Genomic DNA, 25,958 nt, shown 5'->3' on the forward strand with positions numbered 1-25,958 from the left:
TTTGAAGCATTTTACAGTCAGGATGAAATTGACTTGAGTCAGGCCACCAATAAACATGAGCGCATTATGACGCAAAAATACATTTCCATGTTCTTTAGAGCAGAGCCTTGGTTTGATTGGCGAAGAACAGGTTATCCGGATTTTGTACCTCCGGTAGATGCAGCTCAACCTGCCATTCCTATCAGGTATCACTATGATACACCTACTCCTCCGGATCCACAAAATGTTGAAAAATACAATGAGGCTGTGGAGAGATTAGAGAAATCTGAATTTGTACAGGTGCCTTCAAATGATGATAGCCGCTCAAAAATGTGGTTACTCCAAGGGACCAATATACCTTATTAAAATAATAAAATAGGAAGCCGTTTTATAAGTATTAATTCTTTTCTGAAGGTTTACTGAAAGCAATTTCGGTAAACCTTCTTTTATTTGGCCAGGTTGAAAAATCAATTCTTGCAAGGATGAAGGAACATAATTATTGCATTATTAAGTAATATTTGCCCCTTACCCACCCTCAATTAACCGATTTCAATGCCTTTAATCTATGCTTAGCAGATAATATTTGTCCTTTTGGTTCTGGTTATTACATCAAAATCTTCTCCAATTGCTCCTTCATTTAATATAAATATGATTTACTTCAACTACCCTAATTGCATTGTAAATTGGATTATTCTAATCCCCTGCTTAGCTAAGGCCAAATAATAAAATATTTCGAATTTCATCATTTAATATGTCCTACATTTGTATTTTGTTTAAATTTGCATAATATTTAAAACTGTTTTGTGCCCATAGCTTGAGCATGAACCAGATTTACAGACAATAAACCAACTATTTTTAGGTAGGCAATCAACCTACAAAATTACTATATCCACCTGACATCCAATAATTATTGAGATGCCGGGTGGTTAGGCAATACTATTTTGAATTGCCCTACTAAGAAAATATTTTCTACTTATTTGTTAACTAAACTACTGTTACCACTTATCTTGTTTTAGCCTACATTATCACCCAATAATGCCCGCTAATAGAAAGAAGAAGTGAAGAATAACCTGGACTATAATTCAAAGAATCAACCCCTATTTAATATTATTAGTAAAATATTACTTAATCAATTTTAACCCCATACCCAATGCCTATGAAATAAACTAAAACAAACGATCAAAAAGTAATGGCAACCGAGAATTACTAAAAACAAGCTCGGTTCAATTAAATCTTATTTAAAATCGAAAAAAAATGAAAGAAAATTTATTTAAAGGAGATTTTGTGAATCTCCCACGTAAAACAATGCAGATTTTGCAGTTAGGTCTGTTTTTGTTAGTCTTAAGTACTGCAACGCTCTTTAGTACAATTACATATTCCCAAAATACAGGCATTGGTCAATCTCAAGGTAATACAATTACCGGAGTGGTAACAGATTCGGAAGGTTTTCCACTAGTTGGAGTGGCAGTTTTAGCCAAAGGGACTACTAACGGTACCGTAACCAAGCTCGATGGAGACTTTTCCATTAATGTCCCATCGAATTCTGAAGTATTACAGTTTTCTTATATAGGCTACCAGACCCAAGAAGTGACCATAGGGTCTAGATCTATAATTAATGTTACTTTGGAAGAAGACCTTGTTGGCCTGAATGAAGTAGTCATCACAGCCTTGGGTATTTCTCGTGAAAAAGAATCCTTGGGGTATTCCGTTGGAACAGTGGATGGGGAGGAATTGAATAAAACGCCACAGGCTAGTGTACTTAGCTCCATGCAAGGAAAAATTGCCGGTGTACAGATTTCTCAAACTTACGGGGTTAAAGGTTCTTCTATGAATATGGTGATTAGAGGTGCATCCTCTTTAAACTCAGACAATCAACCATTATTCGTCATTGATGGTGTGCCCGTTTACAATACCACGGACAACTTATTTAACCAGGCTGACCTTGGCAATGCTATTTCAGACATTAACCCGGAGGATATAGAATCAATGTCCGTATTAAAAGGACCGAGTGCTGCGGCTCTTTATGGATCCCGTGCAGCCAATGGCGTAGTATTGATTACCACCAAATCAGGTGGTGGCGAGAAAAAAGGTCTAGGAGTAGATTTTAATTCTTCCTTTATTATGGATACTCCATATGCCTATCTTCCTGTTCAAAATGAATATGCTTCAGGTCAAGAAGGTGCATTTGTATTTGAAAACGATGCTTATGAATTTTGGGGACCTAAGCTAGACAATGGTTTTATTGCCCAACAAAGAAATCAGGATAGCCCGGCTGAATTGGTTTCTCATCAAAACAATATAAACCGTCAGCAGAATTTTTATCAAAACGGCTGGACACAGGTAAACAATGTGGGTGTTAGCGGAAACTACGAGAAGGCCAATTTCCGTGTTTCTTTGGGTAACTACCTTAATAAAGGTATTATGCCAAATGTAGATTTGAAAAAGAACAACATCAGTATCAATGGTACCATGAACCTGACTGATGACTTAGAGGTGACAGTAATGACCTCTTTGAATGAGTCAAGTTCAGGAAATAGGCCAAATACCAATGATGGTTTTCTTACGCCTACAAGAGCCATTTTAACTGTTGGACCACAGGTTGACATGTCTCTATATAGCAATCCGGAAACATGGTGGATGCCCAACCAAGAGGGTATTGTGCAAACCCGCTGGAAAGNGCAGAAATCTGAATTTGTTCAGGTGCCTTCAAATGATGATAGCCGCTCAAAAATGTGGTTACTCCAAGGGACCAATATACCTTATTAAAATTCTATTTTTCCACTAACAATGATATAGGGTTTACCGAAATAGCTTTCGGTAAACCCTTTTTTATTCACATATTTATTGAACAGAACGTTTTGAAATCAAATAAAAACACCCCGAAAAGAATTCCTCCCGGGGTGTTTTACGGTGATATTGTATTTTGTTATTTTATTATCGACAAAACATTAAATAAGCTTTCTCAAATGTGAGGAACCATTTATAATTCTAACACCCTTTGGGGCAATCCCCATTGATCAAAGGCTATTTATTTAATCCAGACTTATTCAATCAAATCTTCATTTCTATTACCGGGATTATCTTTGTACCAATCTTCATAAACAGCACCTCCTGATTCAGCCCAAGCACCAAAGAAATTATAGGCAGAAGTAATATCTACCTTCTCTTTTGGCACTTTAAAATCATGAATAATACTAATTGCCCAGGGATATCCGTTTTCAGATATGAAATTTCCATCAATGTCTTTGTTATCACCGGTAAAAACATAGCTTTGATTTCCTAAACTGGTTATGCTTCTATATGGTAAGTGTACTTCTTTTTCTCGCTCCTTGTTGATAATAATAAAGGGGTTGAAAGGAGCTACACCCAACTCGGAGGTACTAATCGGCTCATTAAAACTAACTGTAATAGTAGTTTCGTTTAATATATTATCAACATCATCAGCTAAAATAATTACGGCATTCTCTTGGTCTGCCTCTGTTCCATTATCATTGGTGGTAATATAGCCTTGATTAAGAGATGTTCCTGTTACACTTGCAATTTTAGAGGGATCCAAACCTTCTATTTCAAAGCCGATTCCATTGGTATACCCTGCCCCGTTGGCTTTAATATTACAAATAAATTCCAATCTAACAGCTAAATTGTCTGAATTCAAAATAGCAATGGCTTGATAACTTAATGCAGCATCATTAAAATCGTAATCACCGGAAGAAGGCCATAAATCTTCAAAAGCTATGGTTCCTTTTCCATACTTACTTGGAGTAAAGGACTCGAAGGCTGCATCTGCATCATCCGGATAGGCATCATCAGAATCTTTAATACCGTCACCATCAGAATCCGTTTCATCAACTACATCGGAATATACCCTAAATGTGGTCAGGTCATTTAACTTTCTTCCATAATCGGTACCGTTATTGGCCCTTGCTCCATATCGATATTCCCAACCACCTGTTTCAGTATCCATAATGATTAGGTCTGCACTGGATGAGGCTTCAGCCAACCATAATTCTTTGTTGGAATCAAAAGTCATTGATGTAGGGGTAAATGGTAGATTATCCGCACTGATTCTAGTACTTTCATAATCCCCGTCATCGTTTAATTCCAACTCATATAAACCGGAAAATGTACAAATAAAAAGTGTACCATCCTCTGCAAAAGCCAAATCACCTCCTGTGGTGTTGTGCAATCCTAAAATATTTTTATTATCTAAATTTTCTCCGGTGGCAGGGTCAAAAATAAATAGCTTTGCTTTGTTATCAGAGAAATACAACAAGCCATCCTCATCATTAAAATCCAACCTAGGGCCTCCCATTCCAAGGTTAGCCACCGTTTCCCAACTATTATCCACAATGGAGTATTTCATTAATGGATAGGGTTTGGATTTACCAATAGAATAAAGAACTTTATTTTCTTGGTCGATCGCACAGGTATAACTACCCATGGGCATATTTGAAAGGTCTGTTAATTTACCTGTCAAAGGATCAACTTGAAACAGCTGTCCACTCCCATTTACACAATATAAATAATCTGTAACATCACCTTCTACTAATGTTCTCTCATTGGAACCGGCATTAGAATATTTGAAGTCAACCCTTTGGTCTATGATCTCTTCAATGGAGGATGTAAAGGCTAAGTTTTCATTTCTACGAATGTAGACTTTATCATAAAACTTGGGTAAATTGATGGTTTGGATCAACACTCCTTCTTTGGGAACACCGCTAAAAATCAATTTATCCATCACATCAGATTTATAGACCGTTTCTGTCACTGTTTCACCAAATTCATCTTCGTAGGTTTCAGTTCCGGCATCGTATAAATCCTCTGTATAGGCAAAAATTTCATATTTCGCATAATTGCCATCATCTTCTATATTGATAGTAACATCATGGTATGTACTGAAATCAAATCCTGATGGAATGGATAAAGATAAGGCGTCGTTATCTGTATCTACCTTATCTTCGGGCGAGAATAGATTACATCCATTCAATAGCAATACAATCGATATTGCAAATAAATATATTTTACTTTTTTCCATAATATTAGGGCCGTTATAAATAAATAATATAAAAAATATAAATCTAAAATTCTGTATTTTTATTAATTGTTCATTATATATCAGGTAGTATAATTCAACATTAATTTCAAATAAGATATACGAAAAACAATTTCCTTTAATTGAGAAAAAAATTAATCGATTTACCTGTTTAAAAAACAGTACCTGTAGGATTTTATCACTTTAAAAAACCATTTACCTATTTATTTTACCATTCAAATGTGACCTGAAATTTCAATGAAATCCTTATTCTTTTAGGAAAATCTTCACCTTATGACTACGCAAAATTAACAAATTTGCTATATATAAAATATAAACACTGCTGATTTTTAACACTTTATTTGAGCAAATTGTTTAAAAAGCAAAAAATAATATCCAAAACGCAAAAAAGAAGTTTCCGTTTTTACAATAATAATTTTAAAATTTCACAGAACTCAAACTTTCTGGTTATTTTCACCTTTTATTACAAGATTCTTAGAAGAATAACCTTAGTAATCGCACTGTGTGAGATCCAATAAGGAAGCTATTTGAAAGTGAAAAAATCATTGTAAGTCTACCTTAATATTCTTCTTTTTCTGATTCCGTACAATGGTTAAATTTAAATAACCACGCCATAAGTTTTCCTGATATTTTATGAGAAAACTTGCGATATCTTTTATTTCTTCACCACCTACTTCCACAATTACATCTGACTCTTCTATGCCTGCCATTGCCAATTTACTTTCATTGGCCACACTTAAAACAATAACTCCAGCCAAATTATGTAAACCTGAGGCAGATTGTTCGGCAAGGGTTTCAACATTCTTTAGTTTAGCCCCCAACCAAATTTTTGAATTAATAGTGTCATTTTGGGCATATAAAGCATTCAATTCAGGAATATTGGGCTGTTTAGCTATTGCTTTTAAATTTGACTTTTGAACTCCAAAATTATCCATTGGAAAATTTTCAAAGCCTAAGGGAAGTGCCGGTGAGTTTTTTATAACCCTAAAATCACCTGATTCAGGCGAAATAAATTGTGGATTTCCATAGGTACTATGGGAATCTGTTCCATTTTCTTTAGCTAAAGCCAAGGATATTGAATCAGGAAACAGGTTATAATCTACTTCATCCCCCCATCCTTCAAGACGAATTGGGAAATGTTTGGTCATGGAAATATTCTTTTTATAAATATCCTTACTATTTTCAAACCAAACATGAGGATGAAAACCATTGTTTACCATGATATTGTTTTCCACCCGTCTATCAAACCCTTCTCGTAATTTAATCCCACCATTTAAGCACAAATTATTGTAAATATGGTAATTGGAAGAGCCATCATCCAAATCAATGTCCCAGCCATGGTCACAGCGAAAACGGTTGTTTCTAATTATGGTAGTGTGAATGGCATCCCAATAGGGCATTTGGGGATTTTCACTTACAAGACTATCCATTACCTTTCTTTGGGGATGCCAGAATCGGTCCCTGCCCCATGAGTTGAAAGCCCCATGATCCCCGGTTTCCAATACTGTATTGAACACATCATTATTTTCAATCAAGTGGCCACCCCAAGTTCCTTCACTTACATTAATTCCTGCTCTTGGTACCTCATAAATACTATTGTTTTGAATGTGAATATTCATCGCCATAGACAACTGAACCCCTGCCACTTGCTTTTCAACACGTCCTATTCTATAGATTAAATTGTTTGCAACTTTGGCTGTTGCAGGGTACAGTTCATTGGCCGGACCGGGAATAGTATCCATGTCTTCTATTGGAACAAACTCCTCATATTGAAAAGCTCCTGAACGAACAGCTGTAGGATCACCAACAAAAGCAATGGCCGTTGCGCCACAATCATAAATGTGATTGCCCACAATTTCTGTATTACGGTTGTAACCATTTACAAAAATCACATTCCCACCTAAATTGGTAAATTCACAATCCAGAATTGATACGGAATTAGTTCCGTTTAATAAAATGGCCCCGCCTCTATAAATTGTCCAGTCACTTCGCAGCAACTTATCATAATCTTCCATAAAGGTAGTTTTGGTATGGGTAAAGCGAATGCCTTCAATTTTGACATTATTAACCGGTTCTTCACTATTTCCGGTAATTTCTATCAGGTGTTTGAGCAATGAAACTTCCGTGATTGAATTGGATAAATCCGTTCCTTCTTCCACCCATAAGTATAGCCTGTTTGTTTGCTTATCAAAATACCATTCCCCTTCACTATCTAGCTCCTCAAATATATTTTCTACCATTCTGAGTTCCGGGTGCATACTTGAAGGTCGATTATTTTGGTGTCCACCGCTAAGAATCAGTTCACCTTCTGTATCAACTCCGGTAATCAAATAATGAAAACCTCCCCACCTACCACGGTGCATGGCATGGACAAATCCTCCTACAGGATTTGTCCATGTGCCAACCCTTTTCGTGGAGATGGCATCTGCAGCATGGCCCTGCCAAGCGCCACCATTTTCATTATAATTGGGATACCTTGCAAGAATTTGCTTTTGGCCATTGATAAATAATTGGTTAAAATCAATAGCTTCACTAAGCTCAGTAAAGAAAATATGCTTATCAAAAGCCTTCCAATTCGTTTGAAGCACTTTTGACCCTTTTACGCTAACTTTTTCTGTCCCTTCACCAATAATTGCTAAATCACTTAAGACATTTGGAATAACCAAAGGGGCGGATAAATGGTACTCACCTTCTTTCAAGTAAATGCTTATTTTTCCTTTTTTATCCGCTCTAATTTCCATTGCCATTTCTAAAGCTCTGTCAAGGGTCTGCAGAGGGAATTCCTCGGTACCTTCCTGCGTGTTGATGCCATTTGGACTTACATAAATCGTATGATTACTCTCTCCACAACTTAATAAGGAAAATATAACAAGCATTAAAAACAGTCTGGATCTAATTAATTTCATCTTGGGTCAGGTCTCTTTATAACAAAAAAATAAATATAAGTGATACTATCCTTTATTTGTTAAATCAGATTTAAAAATTCAAAGAACAGGAAAGTAGGTTGGCATCTATGGGGTAAAAAACACAGTCTGAAGTACTATATTGGAATAAGCTCTACCGGATTGTCCCAAATGATAAATCTTAAAATATTTTCGAAATAAGTTTTCAATTTGCTGACTTCGGTTCCGTTTAGTCGCCTATGCAAAGAAATGAAGTAGCAAATAGTCAAACCACATCCTTAATTCAAATCATAAGTTAACAAATTTCCTACCCCAATCATCCTAACAATGGTTCACCCGATCACAAAATCATCAGATCACCCAATCACTAGATCAAACAATTGCTCATCTCCCAATTTTGTATTGTTCTTTAATTTGAAAGGTGACATAATCTATAGACATGATCAATATTTTTCATATTTTGCATCGATAATGCCCCATCCACAAAATTAAAATCCGCTAGAATATGGACATAGATCACTATTTTTCAAAACACAAACTCATCGTCATTTTTTACCTGTTTATAAATCTAAGTGCCTGCACACAAAGCCAAGAGGATGGTGCCGGGGATGACTGGGCAACTTATCTTGGTCACCCTAGCAGCAATCAATACTCCAAGCTGGATCAAATAAATAAAGAAAATGTGGCTCAATTGGAATTGGCATGGACTTATCAGACAGGTGACAGCGCCAATTACCAAACAAATAACCTTATTGTAGATGGTTGGCTATACACAGCTACTCCACACAGTAGAGTTGTTGCTCTGGATGGCGCTACAGGGAAAGAACAGTGGAGATTTGATCCTTCCGAGATTCATGAATCCCTTGCAGATGGGGATCAACGGGGCTTGATGTACTGGAATGATGGCGAAGATGGTCGCATTCTTACTTCGAAAGGAAATCGGCTTTATGCCTTGAATGCAAAAGATGGAGGACTTATCACTTCTTTCGGAGAAAATGGGTCGATCCACCTTGGTGAAGGAATGGACGTTGAGGGTAAACCAAATGTATCACTTAATACGCCTGGGCAGATATATAAGGACATGCTTATCATTGGTGCTAATGTTGGGGAAGATGTACCTGGAGCTGTGCGTGCTTTGGACATCCGTACCGGAAAGCGAAAGTGGATTTTTCATACCTTGCCCCGACCCGGTGAATTTGGATCAGAAACCTGGCCTGAAAACTATTTGGAAAAAACAGGTGGAGCATCTGACTGGTCGGGCCAAGCAATTGATATAGCGCGAGGAATTGTCTATTTAACCACCGAAACGGCAGGCCCCGATTTTTTTGGAGGCAACCGCTACGGAGAAAACTTATTTGCCAATTCGCTTATTGCGCTCGATGCGAATACAGGAAACCGACTTTGGCACCACCAACTCGTGCATCACGATCTTTGGGATTTGGATATCCCTCAACCTCCTACTTTATTAACGGTAAATCATAAAGGAGAAAATGTTGATATAGTAGCAGTAGGTACTAAAATGGGCCTGCTGTTTGTGTATAATAGGGTGACAGGAGAACCATTGTGGCCGATCGAAGAACGCCAACAAGCAGTTTCCAAAGTTGATGAAATTCAAACCTGGCCCACCCAACCTTTTCCAACCGCCCCACCACCATTGATGCGTCAAAAATATACTGAAGATGACTTTTCGACTATTTCTTCCAGAGCGAAGCAAATGAGCAAAGAGGTATTCAGTCAATCTGGAAATTATGGTGCCTACCCTCCCCCCAGTACAGACCAAAGGATCATGTTTCCCGGATTTGATGGAGGCATGGAATGGGGAGGCGCTGCAGCAGATCCCGAAGGAATATTGTATGTGAATGTAAATGAGATCCCCTGGTTTTATCAACTGGTACCAACAAAAAAGTCTGATGGCAGTACATTGCCTTTTGGTGAAAAACAATACTTGATCAATTGTGCCTCCTGTCACGGGACAGATCGTAAAGGAAATCCTGCCGGCGGCTTTCCATCACTTGAAAATATTTCCAGCCGACTAAACAAGGATGTGGTGATGCAGATAATGAAAAAGGGAGGAGGCCGAATGCCAGCCTTTGACCAGGTCTCAGAAGCTCGTCGAGAAGCCATCATTAAATTTCTCTTTAATGAAGAACCGGCTGTTAATACTAAGAACGAGCGAGGTGACAATGCGCCACCTTATGTCTTCCGAGGTTTCCAACGCTGGCAGGATGATGAAGGCTATCCTGCCATAAAACCGCCCTGGGGAACACTAAATGCAGTTGATCTTAATACCGGCACCATCAAATGGAAGGTGCCGCTGGGAGAATATGAAGAGCTGACGAAACGTGGAATCCCGATTACCGGCACAGAAAATTACGGGGGACCGGTCGTAACAGCCGGAGGACTGCTGTTTATTGCAGCTACCGCTGATTCCAAAATTCGGGCTTTTGACAAAGACAACGGACAAGTACTCTGGGAGTATCAGTTGCCTGCTGAAGGTCATGCTACCCCAAGTGTATACGCCGTAAACGGCAAGCAATACCTTGCCATCTCTGTAGGCGGTTCAAAACTAAAACCCCACCCAGGAGGTTCTGTGTTTGTATTTAGTCTTCCTGATTGACGTAATTTTGATGGCATATATAGGGAAAGCAGCTAAGGCTGACCTACTTAGCACATGGAATAAAACCTAAAAAAGTTTCACAACATTCAATTGGTTCGGTCCTATTTATAAATTGGGCTTAACCTAGAGAGTGGCAGAGGGTTATATTATGAACCTATTGGATCAGTTTAATGAGGCTAGGAAAATGGTCCTGAAACTTGGTTTTTGACAGCTTTTGGTGCTATAAATTGCATAAATTCCGTGTTTAAAGGCTTTACAACTTGACATTTGTATTTTTAATAGATGACTCAAATAATAAATAGATCAGCAAAGTCCACTTCTTTTTAGAGGTTTACTTAGGTTTTGAATAGTCGATTAATTCCTCTATATATTTAAAATTATCTTGAGTTTGAGTAAGTTTAATGAAATTTTTAATTGCAGGTGCATACAACCAAACCTCTTCATCATTTGCATTATATCCTCTGGAATTCGTGGTTCTACCTGTGTATTTAATAGTGTAGGCCATGAAATTTCCAGCTTCTACCCTTTCTTCCCGGTAAGATAATATCTCAGCTTCTAGACTTTGTTTACCTGTTGTTCCATCTTGACTTGTCCAATTGCTTTCATATTTCCATTGTTTACCCACTTCCAGAGGCCAGTGGTACCTGGGTGTAGTGCTTTCTTCCGGCTTTACAATGTCAAAAACAGGAATGGTATCATTTCCTATGGTCATGCCTAAAACTCCATCAATACTGACTATTTCTCTGGTATCTTCTCCTTCTGAGCGTATTTCTCCTTCAGATGATACCCCTTTGTATTTCCAAACCCATTTTTCGCCAACTTGATAATCAGCTAAAATTGGTTGTTGGGTGATACCCGATTTCCTTGGGCTGTAGCAAGCACAAAGCATTACTAGCGCAAAAAATATTATCGTTTGACTTTTCATATTAAATCTATTTTAGATGTACTAACTTATCTTTAATGGATTTTTTAGCTGTTCCGGACATTTACACTGCAGTTATGACAATTAATGGTTTGAACTTACTAATTTAAACTACTTCAAAAACTAAGATTTATTTATAACCTGAATTCGACCCATAATCTTGAGAAAATCGTCATTCCGAGACCTAACATTTTCGAAATACAGAAATCGAAATGACGATGTTTGTTTTCAAATTACTGGACATCAATTACTTAAATAAACACGTCATTGGTAGACTTTACCGAGGCTTTTCGTAGAGGAGTTCGAAGGAATCTCAATAAATATTGAACTGCCGCACCCTTCCCCAACAGAGACCCACAAATAGAGTAGTGACGAGATAGTAATTTTTAACAGAATTGTAAACATTGGGGCGCGGTGGCCATGCCAAAACTACGAGGCGGCGTTGGGCCTTGTAATTGAAGATTTCTTTTGGCTAGATTTTTCTTTGGTTCGTTTCTTTTCATCAATGGAAAAGAAATGAACGTTTAATTGTAAGTTAAATGCAGCCTGATTAAGCAAAGTTAACCATATGCTTTTCCATTTGTGTCCCATTTGGCATTGTTGGTTGATTCATGATTTTACAATTCCCTTTTTCGATACAATATCATTTACCTTGACTATTGTTACTTTTTTGCTACAGGTCAAAAAAGTAACCAAAAAACCCCGCCGCTGAGTATCTTTTCGGCTAAAATTTAAGGCTACCCTCACACAGGCAAACTTTGGCATTTCAGGTTTGAGCTATTTAGCTTGCCTTTCCGGTACTTAATGCTCATATCTACGTCAAATATGCCTGTGTCCTTGCCAACCCCTACTTAAATTTCTAAACGCCGAAAATCTACAAGGCGGTAATTAATTTATCATATGACTTTAACCTAATTCAGTTTTATAAAAACCTGTCATCGGTAGGCTTAGGGAGGACTTTTAGTGGAGAAAGCTGTAAGTATCCAGAACAAGTTGAGACTGCCATTCCCTTTCCCTCCTCAGAAAACCCACTAAAAGGGTTCCCATTCTGGCTTCAGATAACTCACCTGACGTTATGATTAGGTATTGTTTAATCGCTATTAATGTTTAATTGATTCCTTTCCACAACGCTTACAATTCTGTTGTAGACTCTTTCTAATTTCAACCAAAAATTTTCTTTGCCGCTTGTATTTACGAATTGAACAACTACCGCATCAATATCACTGTGGTAACGAGCAATACTGGTGTATCCCGGGAGCCAACCTGTATGTTCATATGCATATACAGATGAATAAATAGCCTGTTCCTTATCGTTGAATAAGCTGCCATCAATTAATGCCCTAAGGAATGTCCCAACGTCTTCAGCTGTTGCAATCATAGAGCCTCCCGGTCTGGTATGATCCCATGATTTAAGGTCAGGTTCCCAGTCCATCAGGTAACCGCTCATTACCTTGTTGGAGTCTACCTCGCTGTAGAGGCTATAGGTCTCATCAAGTCCGAGCGGAATTAGAAGCTTATTCCGAATGAATTCGTGGTGAGAATAACCGAGCGTTCTGTCAAGAATTTCTCCAAGCAACAGGTAATTGGTATTGGAGTAAGCATATTTTTTATTGGGTTTAAAATCCGCCGCTTTATTATATATCAGTTCGGCTGTGGCCATATAACTTTCAGTAGTACCACTTTCGTATTCCGCTTCGTATATGAATTCCGGAATTCCGCTACGGTGTGAAAGCATCATCCTTAGCGTAATTTGATCTGCGTAGGCTATGCGGTTGCCTACTTCGGGAATGAGTTCAACCAATGTTTGTTCGAGATCTAATTCTCCTGCAGCGACCAGTTTGGTGGTAGCTGCAGCCATATATAGTTTGCTGATACTGGCTATTTTGAACAAATCATGTGGATCAGCTGGTATTTGCTTTTCTCTATTATTGAATCCGGCACTATAAAATGAAGATTTTCCCGATTGATTCACATATACTATCATGCCGTCAAACTTGCCTTCAACGGCTTTTTGCATTTCCTCCTCAATAGATCCCGGTATGTAAAACAGTTCCGTTATACAGCCGCTTAGAAAAGCAGCTGCTAGCGTGACGCTTAAAAGGAGATGGGCTAACGATCTTAGGGCTGGATAGTTCATAACTTACCTAATTTTAATTCTTTTTCTACAGCAATTGAATTTTCACGAAAGCTGGACTTTTCTTTCAAGCCAAAAAGTGGTCTTATCCAATTGATCCTCCTGATCAAAAACTCATAACTTATCAAACAGCCTGCAAAGGTGAGTAAGACAACTACAGCCAATTTCGCTAAAGGAGGAATGCCCATAGGAAATACAAACAAAGAGGCCAGATAAAGGAAGAACATATGTAAAATGTAAATTGGGTAAGCTGCAATACTTAAATAGGATAGTATTTTGCTAGGCCGATTTAAATATTTATGTCCAAATCCAAATACCGTATATATCCAAAAATTAGACTCTATGGGAATTAAATATAGAGATAAACCAGTCGTAATTTGCAGCAAACGCAAAAGATATAGGGTAAGTGCAAACAGCAATAAAGCCCATCTAAATTTTGTTACATTTTCCCAAAAAGGTATTCCTGCATACACACAAAGGAAGCCTGTGAGAAAGGCTATCATTCCTAGCCAAAACCCATGTGGGGTCATTGCATACAGTTCGTAGTTTTCAGGTTGAACCAATTTTGCTTCTGCTATAAAAGGAATCATAAGCACTAAGAGAGCAAATGGACTTGCCATGAACTTATTCAAGACTGAATATAGCCTACCCTCTTGTTTGTGTTTTAGGTAAAAGAACAGCGGCGTAAAAATCAACACATAAATAAAAATATTACCTAAAAACCATAGGTGTGCCGGATTTACCATAAAGGTTAAATCTTGATTGTAATAGTATTGCCACAGCCAAACATGTAAGGGCACTATCACTAACATGCCGAAAATAAATGGAAGTAAAATTCGCTTAGTTCTTTCCAACAAAAGTTCTTTCCATGAACGTCGCTGAATGGCGAAATAGACTCCCATTCCGGAAACGAAAAACAGCAAGGGAATACGCCAGACGTTTAGCATAGACATGGGTGTCCATATCCATTCCAGCGCTTCATTATTCTGGATAAACCCAATGAACACCCCCCATGGCTGAAAGCCAATTGCTATATGGTATATAAGTAATAAACCTATGGCAATTACCCTCAACCAATCGATATCATATCTTCTATTATTTATCATGGTGTAAAGATTATTGGTGGTTATTTATCAAGTCAGCAATCACTTTTCGGTCTTTTTTCAATTGATCATAGTCTAATTTTAGCCCCAGAGGACCAAGGTTCTTACTTATTTCATCATATATCGGCACTACAGCTTCAAAAGGAGCTGAAACTGATTCCAGTGCAGTAGCATCATAGGAATTTTTAACTGCTATATCTGCCTTTTTCTCCAGCAGGGCCCTTACAATTTCCACTCTGCCATAAAATGCAGCTGTATGTAAAGGGGTGGAGCCATCCGAACTTTTTGCGTTTATATCTGCCCCACTCTTGATTAGCAACTCGGCCGCCTGTGTTTTTCCAAAAGTAGCGGCAATGTGTAAGGGTGTTGAACCATAATCATCTTTTTCATTGAGATTTGTTTTGGCTGCGACATGTTCTTTGATGGCGCTTACATTTCCGAAAAATGCGGCTTCCTGAATAGGTATGCCAGGAGCTTCTACCCTTTCAGCTGTTGAGTTGGATTCTTTTGCTTCCTGACATCCTACAATGGATAATAATGTACCTATCAATACTAGCGTACTTATAACATTTGTCGTTTTTAAATGAATGGTTTTCATGATCTTAAGTTTTTTGATTGTTAATAATTTTTTGATTGAAACAAAGGTCAGAAAGAAATAGGAGCACGACTTAATAGGCATGCTTCATTAAATATAAGCCATGCATTTAGGCTAGCAACTATGACGAATGACTATAAACTATGATGCATAAGCCCCAAAAGGAGCTTTGTAAATGGTATTTTAATTTCCGATTATTTCGTATCTTCAATGCATCAAAATGATAGACTACCTGAACAACAAAAGCCCGTTTTTACAAAAAATTGTAGCCATTATTCAAGATAACTTGGACGATGAGCACTTTGGCGTAACGGAATTAGCAAAAGCAGTATTCATGAGCAGGTCCAACTTGCTTCGAAAAGTAAAACAGGAAACAGGGGAATCCGTAAGCATATTGATCAGAAATGTACGCTTACAAAATGCCTATCAATTATTGAAAGAGAATGAACTCACCGTTTCTGAAATATCATTTAAAGTAGGATTCGGCAGTACCTCCTATTTCACCAAATGCTTCCGAGAATTGTATGGGCACACCCCGGGAGATTTATCAAAGATTAGAATAGGAAATGACCCATCTGAAGAGATTAGCTCAATAGCTGATAAAAAGGCATGGTCAAAAAAACATATACTGATTGGTATAGTCGTAGCATTAACTATCACAACCGCAGTCTTTTTGATTTTATATAAAAAAGACTACAAAACAGCGGAGAGACTAAGAAAATCGGTGGCTGTATTGCCTTTTATTAATGACAGTGGCGATAGCAGCAATGTCTATTTCATGAATGGACTCATGGAAGCTATTCTGGATAATTTTCAGAAAATAGAAGACCTGAAAGTGACAAGCCGAACCACTTCTGAAAAATACCGCAACAACTTAAAGTCAATACCCGAGCTATCTAAGGAGCTAAATGTCAATTATTTTGTGGAAGGAAGTGGCCAAAAAATTGGTAATGAAATCGTACTAACCATTCAATTAATTGAAGGACCTAGCGATAAACACCTGTGGTCAAAGCGTTATAAGCGAGAATTAAAAGATGTATTTGAATTGCAAGCTGACGTTGCCAAAAGTATTGCTTCAGAAATCGATGCAGTGATTACACCAAAAGAGCAAGAGCGAATAGAAAAAATCCCGACCAACAATTTGGTAGCCTATGACTATTATTTGAAAGGGCTGACTTTAATAAATGATGAATCCGGAATTGGTCTGGAAGAAGGAGTCAGTCAGTTTAAGAAAGCGATTCAAGAAGATAGTCAATTTGCCAATGCTTATGCCTATGTCGCCATATGTTATTACTATCTGGACGTTTTTCAAGCCAAAAAACAATTTACTGAAGAACTTAAGAACTACGCTGACAAAGCGATGCTCTTGGATCCGGATATTGGCGAGAGCTTAATTGCCAGATCGCTGTATTTTATGCAAATTCAAGATTATGACCAGGCTGTGAAATCTTTTGAAGAAGTATTGGACTACTATCCCAATATCGCATGGATTCATAATTTCCTGTCGGATATCTATGCTTACATGCTTCCAAATACAGAGAAATATCTATTGCATGCATTGCAAGGCATAGAAGTAGCCGTTTCTGATAAAGATTCTGTATCCGCAAGCATTAGCTATTTGCATTTAAGTAATGCACTTACCCAATCGGGGTTTTTAACTGAAGCAGATAAATATATAAGGAAATCGAAGGCTTTAAATCCTCAAAACCATTATTCAAAGTACCTCCATGAATACATTAAGTTGGGACAGCATAAAGACTTAAAAAAAACCAAAGCTGCATTGATTAAAATCTTTGGGCAAGACACAACCAAAATTGATGTCATCCAGGAGGTAGCGAAAGTTTGCTACACTTTGAAAGCGTACAATGAAGCTTGGCTTTATTATGAAAAGCTTATTTCCATTAAGTCTGCTTTACAATTAGACATTTACCAAAGTGAAGATATCAAAATAGCCTTTGTATTGGAACAACTCGGTCGTGAAGAGGAAGCCAAGCCATATTACCAAAGTTATTTTGATTTTGCGAAAAACGATCAATCCATTTATAAAGATTTGATTTTATCTTCCTACTATGCAGCTGTAGGTGACATCGAAAAAGGAATAAAACATTTAAAAGCCTTTTCTGAACAAGAAAATTATCAATACTGGTTTGTGCTATTTTTACTAGAAGACCCTATTCTATTAAAAATGAAAGATCATCCTGATTTTAAAAGCACGACTCAGAAGATTCAATCAAAATTTTGGGAAGCACATGAAGACATGAAAACAATTCTTGTAGAAAGGGATATATTGGAACAGTAGCTATTTGAATGCAGTTACAGCCCTATTATAGTGTGCTAATTTTATTCATTGGGTAAAATGAATCTCAAATTGAGCAAGTAAATCGTTTAAGAAATCCCGATCGTTTTTTTGGCCATGCAGGCCAAGTGGAATAATTCAAAAACCTTGATTATAAATGACTTAAAAATAAATGTTTAGTATTTTGTTAATTGGTTTTCAACTGGTCTGAAGATTCATGAAATTAAATACTTGCCTTAGTAAGAACACGCTACCTCAAGTAGAAATTCGATAAACGACAACAAGGCATCGCCATCTCTGTAATCGGTTCAAAAATGATACCCACCCTGGAGGTACTGTATTGGTATTTAACCTTCCCGAATGATGCACTTCACCAATCTTATAATATTTGCAGAAAGAAGTTTTCGATTTGCTGGCTTCTGCTCCCCTCAGCCACCTTTGAGATGATAGTATGCAGTAATAACCCGAAATCAAATTGATTTCGCCCTAATCTTCATTTTTATCCCTTAAGTTAACGAAATCCCTAGCCCAACAGAACTACCACCCACTCCATCACTAGATCACCCCATCACCCAATCACCAAATCACTAGATCACCCCATCACCAAATCACTCCATCCACCTCTGACTAGCCAAAGCCTCCGAAACCATCAAAGCCCGATCAAAAAACCTCACATAACTCAATTCTCCATTTATACTTGAACCTAGCAGTAAAGTCTTTGATCCTTCAGGCGATTTGAAATATGGACTAAACCTCCCCCAGCCAAATTGTCGATCTTTCCCCCCATCATTGAAGCGCCCATCTACGACAAATGCAATGATTTTTGGTCCTCCGTCAACAATGATACTTATCTGATGTTGCTTACCTGGCATCAATAATCCGGGATCAGAGCTCCATACTGCACGTGTTTGGCCGTCATTCATTTGAAATTCCAAAGTTTTATTGTCCGAAATACTTATCCACCATCCTTTGCCTGAGCCATCTCTAGTATCGGCAAGTACCTGCCCTACTTTTATTTCATTTAGCAAAAATCCCAGTTCAATGGTAAAGCCTACATTGTTGTTTTTCCCTCTGTAATCAGCAGTATTGGTATCCCTAACACGAAAGGTGGGTACATTCGGGGCCGGAAGTTTTTGCGGCAAACTTTTACCTTTACCGGACCAGTTGACCAGCAAACCATCCCTTACTCGTACAGGTTCATTAAACTGTCCCCAAAGTCGTTCCAAAAAAGCATTGTCAATCTGATGGACACGGGCAATGTCCTTCTGTGTTTCGGTAATAAAATAATTGCCATTTTCTTCAATCAGGTCGGGATAACTCATTCGGATCAAGGGGTCATCATCATAGATTAAAATCTCTGGTTGGCTCCATTGAATCTCTTTACCATCTTTACCATCTACTTCAATCCCTCCAGCCATCCATACCGGGTTTCGGTCATTGTAGCCAATAGAGCCGGGATTAGGGTGCTCCCTAATAAACCTACCTCCATGATTGTGAAACCAATAAAGGAATTTACCATTTTCACATTTCCAGGCAAAATTGGCTGCCCTGGGGTTTTTCATCATGCGCCCATCTGCAAATGGCATGTATTGAGGTTTGTCCCAGGTTTTCCCCTGATCCCGGCTATAGCTGTACACGGGGTGTCCATCCAAAGAGCGGTAAACCACAAAGAAGGAACCGTCGCTTAGGACCGAATAACTTTGTTCGGCAGCTATAGGGCCACCATTTTCTGGGGTTCTCAGGCCAATGTCTCCCTCGGGCAGGGTATTCCAATTGGCATTAGCTGGATCAGCTAAATCAAAGAGATTGTCACTCTTGAGCAATACCCCTTCATTGGAGGTGAAAAAACCATTTCCAAACCCTCCCACCTTGATCAAAGGAACAAAGGCAGTTCCCTGATGATAAAAGGCTTTTCCAACATTCCAGAAAAAGCGGATATCTCCCTGATAAACGTTATTCCGGTCAATTTCAAATTCACGCACAGGAATGGTATACCTGTCTTCTGACCAGGATTTGCCATGATCATCAGAATACTTGAAAACGAAATAGCCCTGGCTGTCCACTCTCTTGACAACACCATTTTTATAAGGAGGATCATCTCCTTTGACTTCCCTTAGATTATCGGTATTGTGGTTGTAGAATACAAATATCCGACCTGAAGGGGCTTTTAAAAGCACTGCATAAGAAGCCTCAGGGCCGTCTGAAGGTTCTATTGCTATCATTTCTTCCCATGTAATGCCCTGGTCAAAACTTCTCTGGCTGATGATATGTTGTCCACTGGCTCCTTCATGGCCGGACCCGGTGGTCATCACGCACAACCAGGCGCCGTCATCGGTTTTTACGATATAGGGTTGGTCACTATAGCTTTTGTCAGGTATTATACGACCATTTTCTATATTTCTCCAATCGCCCGATTGGGCGATAACATGGTCTGTTTTGCCTGCAAAGGTCCAAAATAGTACGCCAAATAGAAGACAATGAATGGGCCTTAAAATAAATTTTAATCTCATGGGTCTAATATCAAAGAAAATAAAATACATCAATAAATATCTTATATTTTAAGCTAAAAACAGATGTAAGCCGAAATTAATGCGGTAAAAAATGCATAAAAACATACGGATTAAAGACAAATCCTATTTGGAAGGAGGATTTGGATACCTGCGGTTTACCGTTAACAATATTGACGAGTATTTTTTTAAGTCCGTTTAAATGGTGCCTATTCGGCTTTAATCATGCATTTTTAGCTAATCCCCCTTTAAAAAAGGGGAATTTTTTTTACGTAACTATCAATAAACCAGTATATTGAATAATGGAAACCCTCAAAAAAATGCCCACCCTTAAGAAAAAAATTATTTAGGAAAACGTTGATATTTAATGCATAATTTTTAACTTCTTCCATGCGATTTGTTCCCTACAACAAGAATTTGAAAGAATTTTCAAGAGAATTACGACCTCATTCAACGCTATCTGAGGTTTTACTTTGGCAAAAACTACGCGCGCGTCAATTTCGAGGTTACGCATTTAACAGGCAAAAGCCATTAGGAGAGTATATTGTCGATTTTTACTGCAAGAGATTACAATTGGTCATCGAAATTGATGGAGATAGCCACTTCCATGATGAATCGGTTGTTAAAGATCTTAAAAGGCAATTGGTTTTGGAAAAAATGGGCTTATGTTTTCTAAGGTTTTTGGATAAAGATGTCAAGAAATCCATGCCTTCAATTCTCCAGGAAATAGGCGGGTTTATTAATGAATGGGAGGATGAAAACGGTTTTCCCAGGACAAATTTTTGAGATAAAAAGAGAGGACTGAATTCAGACGATATTAAATCCGGGTTGTCAATGGAAAAAGAGTCCGTTCCAAACATTTTCTGAAGGAATTTTAAGGTTAATAATCGGAAAATAGTTTTAGTTCAAATTTCTCTAATCGAACTCAGTCTAATAGTTCTATTACATGGCAACATCACTTCAAAATCAGGCAATAATATCCTTCACCACATGACCAGCAACATCTGTAAGCCTGAACCTTCTGCCCAAATGTTTATAAATCAACTTTTCATGGTCCAGCCCTAATTGATGCAAAAGGGTGGCTTGAAAGTCATGTACATGGACGGGATTTTTCGTGATATTGTACCCAAATTCATCGGTTTCGCCGTAGACAATTCCCGGCTTGATACCACCGCCTGCCATCCAAATGCTAAAGCATCTAGGGTGGTGGTCTCTTCCGTAGTTATCCTTAGTTATTTCGCCCTGGCTGAAGTTTGTACGCCCAAATTCTCCTCCCCAAACCACTAAGGTTTCATCCAGTAAGCCTCTTTGCTTCAAGTCCTTTACCAGGGCCGCAGAGGCCTGATCTACATCCATTGCCTGTCCTGTGATTTCTTTGGGTAAGTTGACATGCTGGTCCCAACCCTGATGGTATAGCTGTACGAAACGAACCCCATTTTCTGATAATTTCCTTGCCAGTAAACAATTGGCAGCAAAAGTACCCGGCTTTTTACAATCTTCACCATACATGTCTATAATGCTTTGCGGTTCTTTGGAAATATCCAATGTCTCTGGTACCGTAGTTTGCATACGGTATGCCATTTCATACTGCTGAATTTTGGCGTTGATTTCAGGATCATGAATATCCTCATAAGACCATTGGTTCAATTGGGCCAGCTTGTCCAGCATGTCACGCCTGTCTGAACGATTTAACCCCTTTGGATCTTTAAGGTACAAAACAGGGTCTTCTCCACTACTGAACTGTACACCTTGATGGATAGAATCCAGAAAACCATTGGACCATAATTTGGAATAGACACCCTGACTGTTTCCTTCACCTCTGGATATCAATACCGTAAAGGATGGGAGGTTTTGGTTTTCACTTCCAAGTCCATAACTAAGCCAAGAACCCATACTAGGTCTATTACCTTGCTGTGCTCCGGTTTGAAAAAAGGTTAAGGCAGGGTCATGATTGATGGCCTCTGTATGCATGGATTTGACGATGCAAATGTCATCTACAATTTCAGCTGTTTTTGGAAAAAGATCACTTACCCAAGCTCTGGATTCTCCATACTGTTTAAAATCAACAAATGAACCTACCAATGGAAGTGAAGACTGATTGGCAGTAAAGCCGGTTAGCCTTTGATCTCCTCGGATAGAAGCTGGTAAATCCTGGCCTTGCATATCCCGAAGTATTGGTTTATAATCAAAGGATTCCAATTGGGAGGGTGCACCATTTTGAAACAGATAAATTACTCGTTTGGCTTTTGGGGCGAAGTCAGGTAATCCTGGAATGGACATTTCCAAATCATTTGTGCCTCTTGCCTTATTGAACAGGTCAGGAATAAGCAATGAACCTAAAGCCACACTTCCTATACCAAGACTCATTTTGGATAGAAACCTTCTTCTGTTTCTGTTGAGTCCATATTCTAATATTTCTTTCTCCATTTTTTAAGATCTGCTTATGGATTCTTCCATATTGTATAAAGTAGAAATTATTTGCATAAGGGCTGCCACTGATTGGCTATCTACCTTATCATTTTGCGGATATTCACCAATTGATGTCAATTCAATGGCATTCTCCTCCGAAATAGTTGCTAGCTTGTCCTTGTAATAGGCTTCCAATAAATCCAACTCTTTTGCTTTGGGTTTTCTACAAAGAATTAATCGAAATGCTTTATTGATTTTCTCCTTTTCACTTGATTTTTCCCTGATTAGCTTCGAAGCCAAAACTCTGGATGCCTCCAGTACAGTAGGGTCATTTAGCATTACAAGCGCCTGCAAAGGGGTATTGGTAAAGGACCTTTCCGTTTCACATTGATCCCGATTGCTGGCATCAAAAATTAGCATGGAAGGTGCAGGCACTGTTCTTTTTATAAAAGTATATAAACCTCTTCTATATAGATCTTCTCCATGGTCTTGTGTATATTCTGCCAAGGTTGAGCCTCCGGCAGTAGCAGCTTCCCAAAGCCCATCCGGTTGATAAGGTTTAACACTTCTTCCACCAATTTCCGGTACCAAAAGTCCACTTGAGGCCAATACCATGTTTCTTATAAATTCTGCCTTCAAATGATGGCGGGAAGCATAGGAATAGTATTTGTTTTCCGAATCGAGGTTTCTTTTTTCCTTACTGATAGAAACTGACTGCCTGTAGGTCGCAGACATCACGATTTGTTTTACAAGGCGTTTTATGTCCCAGCCATTTTCCATAAAATCAATGGCCAGCCAGTCCAACAGTTCGGGGTGACTGGGTAATTCTCCCTGCATGCCAAAATCACCGGTGGTGTTGACTATTCCTCTTCCAAAGAACTCTTTCCAAACTTTGTTCACAAAGACCCTGGAAGTTAGGGGATTCTTTTCATCAAATAACCATCTGGCTAAACCCAGTCTGGTTTTGGGATATTTTGCATCGAAGCTTAATATTGATTCGGGAGTAGAAGGAAATACGGTCTCTCCAAAAGCGTTGAAAACACCTCTTTCTAAAACATAATTGTTCCGTAAGGTATCCAATTCACCCATTACAGAAACAATTAAAGTGCTGGTATCCTTTTTATTGACAAAGGATAAAATACCGTTTACATCTTCATCTGTAATTTCTATAAAAGGCTTTTTAGCATAGGACTTGGGGGTACCAACCAGAGGATCAATTGGGCTTGTAGTAGTTCTTAGCTCATCTATATTATTAAAGAATGAAAACATTTCGTAATAATTCTTCTGTGAGATCGGGTCAAACTTATGATCATGACAGGCCGCACACTCAAAAGTGATGCCCAAAATACCTTTGCCTACAGTATTGGTCCTATCCGTCACATAGGTGATCCGATATTCTTCCTCATCCACAGCTCCTTCTTCCGTGATTTTATGGTTTCTATTGAATCCAGTAGCTAAAATTTGTTCCTTGGTAGGGTTTTCCAACAAGTCACCTGCCAGTTGCCATGTAATAAAATCTTTATAGGATAAATTATTATTAAAAGCATGGATAACCCAATCTCGCCAAGGCCATTGTGTTCTAAAATTATCCAGTTGATAGCCATAGGAATCCGCATACCTGGCGATATCCATCCAATAAACGGCCATACGTTCTCCATATCCTTGTTGGGCCAAGAGATAATCCACCATCGCCTCATAGGCCTCAGGATCCCTGCTGCTAGTAAATTGATCCATCATTTCTAGCGTTGGGGGTAATCCTGTCAAATCAAAACTTAACCGCTTTAACAAGCTTTCCTTCGAGGCAGCTTCATTAGGATGCAATCCTAGTTCTTCTTGTCTTTTTAGGATGAAATAATCAATCCCGTTAATTGGCCAATTCTTTTCATCTATCTCAGGAGGATCATTGTATTTAGGTGGTTCAAATGCCCAATGTTTCTCATATTCAGCCCCTTCTTGGATCCAGATTTTAATTAATTCAATCTCTCTGTCGGTCAGTTTAAGATTGGAATCCGCTGGGGGCATCATTTGATTTTCATCCTCAGAATTGATACGCAAGTAAACTTCGGATTGATGAGGTTTTCCCGGAACAAGGGCATAGCCACTAGGATTTTCTTTTAAGGCCTTAAATGCCTCACTTTCCAAATCTAATCTTAATCCGGCTTCTCTGGAATTGGCATCAGGGCCATGACAGGCATAACAATTGTCAGAAAGAATGGGGCGAATATGAAAATTATAACTGACTACTTCAGGAAATGGCTCCAAATTAGCTTCCCTCTCCTCTTTGTTAGCGCAGCCTATAACTGTAAGGAATAATAATCCTAACAGTGGCCTAATATAAGAGATGCTTTTTCTTTTTTTATTCATTTTGATAAACATTTCTCTTCCTTAACAATGGTATTAAGGAAAGGAGTCAAGTTGAATATAGTAAGAACAGCAAGTACATCAAAATTTACTTTTTTAAAAAAATGATTTTATAACATTCCCAAACATATAATTTCCGTAACACGGAATAAATAATTACTCTGACAAGTGCATTCCGATTATTTCTTCTCAAGATTAAAACAAACTGGCACGTTTAAAAGAAATAAAAAAGCAGTATTAAAAACCTGTTTTTGATTTTTAATACTGCTTCTAAAGTAATTATAATATAGGAATTCTAACTTAAAACTGCTTTCATAAAAGTAACCTCTCCGGTGTCTACATCATAATATCCTCCGGTCATCCCAATTTCTCCATTTTCATACAACTCTTTCAAAACAGGGCTTTCTTGTAAAATCAAATCCATGGTGGTGATCACATTTCTTTTCTCTACGGCTTTGATAAATTCAGGATCCGTATGTTCTTTGCCCGGCATTTCTGAAGTTACATCATTTATTGCAGGGTCTATTTTTTCTAATAAACCGGATAAATTACCGATTTTCACCCCAGCACAAGCCCCTTTAATGGCCCCACATTTACTGTGACCCAAAACAACAATCTGCTTTGATCCGGCAAGCTTGCAAGCAAATTCCATACTGCCAAGAATATCCTTATTTAACACATTCCCTGCAATCCTAACACTAAAAATATCTCCCAAACCCTGATCAAAAATCAATTCTGCTGAAGTTCTGCTGTCTATACAGCTTAAAACAATAGCAAAAGGAAACTGACCATCTTTGGTAGCATTGACTTGCTCAAGCAGGTTTCTATTTACTTTTAAATTACTTACAAATCTTTGGTTTCCTTCCTGTAATATTTCCAAGGCCTTAGCCGGGGTCATGGTGGCTTGAGTCTCTGCAGTATGTGCTTTCATTCTATTTTTTCTGTTTTTATATTTAAATAATGGTTGTTTTGCTCCAATTATGACAAGTATGGTTCCAAAAGCTGCTTTTCAATCCAAAATTACCAATTACCACTCATTTTTTATCTTCCTTTCAAAAGTTTAAAATATGGAATAAATT

15 protein-coding genes are annotated in these 25,958 nt (G+C 38.2%); 5 read left to right on the forward strand and 10 right to left on the reverse strand.

What is annotated here, in order from left to right; translation table 11 throughout:
- Positions 1 to 345, forward strand: a 345-nt coding sequence (locus ACYVHJ_RS08395) for a SusD/RagB family nutrient-binding outer membrane lipoprotein (protein ID WP_460514032.1), incomplete at its 5' end; no start/stop codon positions are given.
- A gap of 939 nt (positions 346 to 1,284) precedes the next feature.
- Entirely contained in the window at positions 1,285 to 2,745 is a 1,461-nt protein-coding gene (locus ACYVHJ_RS08400) for a SusC/RagA family TonB-linked outer membrane protein (protein ID WP_460514103.1), read from the forward strand.
- A gap of 277 nt (positions 2,746 to 3,022) precedes the next feature.
- On the opposite strand, the gene ACYVHJ_RS08405 is transcribed toward ACYVHJ_RS08400, so the two are convergent.
- Positions 3,023 to 5,014, reverse strand: coding sequence for an LruC domain-containing protein (locus tag ACYVHJ_RS08405; RefSeq protein WP_460514035.1), 1,992 nt, complete (start codon positions 5,012 to 5,014; stop codon positions 3,023 to 3,025).
- A gap of 560 nt (positions 5,015 to 5,574) precedes the next feature.
- The gene (locus tag ACYVHJ_RS08410) at positions 5,575 to 7,938 is read right to left on the reverse strand and encodes a PDZ domain-containing protein (RefSeq protein WP_460514037.1); all 2,364 of its coding nucleotides are present in this window, start codon (positions 7,936 to 7,938) and stop codon (positions 5,575 to 5,577) included.
- A gap of 502 nt (positions 7,939 to 8,440) precedes the next feature.
- Here ACYVHJ_RS08410 and ACYVHJ_RS08415 point away from each other — a divergent pair.
- The gene (locus tag ACYVHJ_RS08415) at positions 8,441 to 10,552 is read left to right on the forward strand and encodes an outer membrane protein assembly factor BamB family protein (RefSeq protein WP_460514039.1); all 2,112 of its coding nucleotides are present in this window, start codon (positions 8,441 to 8,443) and stop codon (positions 10,550 to 10,552) included.
- Positions 10,553 to 10,883: 331 nt separating this feature from the next.
- Here the strand turns inward: ACYVHJ_RS08415 and ACYVHJ_RS08420 are convergent, their stop codons facing one another.
- The 4 genes from ACYVHJ_RS08420 to ACYVHJ_RS08435 all read right to left on the reverse strand — a co-directional run bounded on the left by ACYVHJ_RS08420 (position 10,884) and on the right by ACYVHJ_RS08435 (position 15,309).
- Positions 10,884 to 11,477: a hypothetical protein gene (locus ACYVHJ_RS08420; RefSeq protein ID WP_460514041.1), complete on the reverse strand. Its 594-nt coding sequence runs from the start codon at positions 11,475 to 11,477 to the stop codon at positions 10,884 to 10,886.
- Between the two features lie 1,087 nt (positions 11,478 to 12,564).
- Positions 12,565 to 13,611, reverse strand: a complete 1,047-nt coding sequence (locus ACYVHJ_RS08425) for a serine hydrolase domain-containing protein (protein ID WP_460514043.1) — start codon at positions 13,609 to 13,611, stop codon at positions 12,565 to 12,567.
- Positions 13,608 to 14,714, reverse strand: coding sequence for an acyltransferase family protein (locus tag ACYVHJ_RS08430; protein ID WP_460514045.1), 1,107 nt, complete (start codon positions 14,712 to 14,714; stop codon positions 13,608 to 13,610). Before ACYVHJ_RS08430 ends, ACYVHJ_RS08425 begins: the two co-directional genes overlap by 4 nt.
- 10 nt (positions 14,715 to 14,724) lie before the next feature.
- Positions 14,725 to 15,309: an ankyrin repeat domain-containing protein gene (locus ACYVHJ_RS08435; RefSeq protein WP_460514047.1), complete on the reverse strand. Its 585-nt coding sequence runs from the start codon at positions 15,307 to 15,309 to the stop codon at positions 14,725 to 14,727.
- 217 nt (positions 15,310 to 15,526) lie between these two features.
- Here ACYVHJ_RS08435 and ACYVHJ_RS08440 point away from each other — a divergent pair, with 217 nt between their 5' ends.
- Positions 15,527 to 17,605 (forward strand): helix-turn-helix domain-containing protein, encoded by a 2,079-nt coding sequence (locus tag ACYVHJ_RS08440; RefSeq protein ID WP_460514049.1) that lies wholly within the window; start codon positions 15,527 to 15,529, stop codon positions 17,603 to 17,605.
- Between the two features lie 605 nt (positions 17,606 to 18,210).
- Here the strand turns inward: ACYVHJ_RS08440 and ACYVHJ_RS08445 are convergent.
- Positions 18,211 to 20,112, reverse strand: coding sequence for an exo-alpha-sialidase (locus ACYVHJ_RS08445; protein ID WP_460514051.1), 1,902 nt, complete (start codon positions 20,110 to 20,112; stop codon positions 18,211 to 18,213).
- 387 nt (positions 20,113 to 20,499) lie between these two features.
- On the opposite strand from ACYVHJ_RS08445, the gene ACYVHJ_RS08450 reads away from it, so the two are divergent.
- A complete protein-coding gene (locus ACYVHJ_RS08450; RefSeq protein ID WP_460514053.1) occupies positions 20,500 to 20,895 on the forward strand; it encodes an endonuclease domain-containing protein in 396 nt (131 codons plus the stop codon).
- Between the two features lie 180 nt (positions 20,896 to 21,075).
- Here ACYVHJ_RS08450 and ACYVHJ_RS08455 read toward each other — a convergent pair whose 3' ends face one another.
- The 3 genes from ACYVHJ_RS08455 to ACYVHJ_RS08465 form a co-directional block, all read right to left on the reverse strand.
- Positions 21,076 to 22,536 (reverse strand): DUF1501 domain-containing protein, encoded by a 1,461-nt coding sequence (locus ACYVHJ_RS08455; RefSeq protein ID WP_460514055.1) that lies wholly within the window; start codon positions 22,534 to 22,536, stop codon positions 21,076 to 21,078.
- A 3-nt stretch (positions 22,537 to 22,539) separates the two neighbouring features.
- Positions 22,540 to 24,882 carry a PSD1 and planctomycete cytochrome C domain-containing protein gene (locus ACYVHJ_RS08460; protein WP_460514057.1) on the reverse strand — a complete coding sequence of 781 codons (2,343 nt, stop codon included), beginning with the start codon at positions 24,880 to 24,882 and terminating at the stop codon, positions 22,540 to 22,542.
- A 292-nt stretch (positions 24,883 to 25,174) separates the two neighbouring features.
- Entirely contained in the window at positions 25,175 to 25,810 is a 636-nt protein-coding gene (locus ACYVHJ_RS08465) for a carbonic anhydrase (RefSeq protein WP_460514059.1), read from the reverse strand.
- Between the last annotated feature and the right edge of the window lie 148 nt (positions 25,811 to 25,958).

It is taken from the genome of Cyclobacterium sediminis (assembly GCF_054781075.1).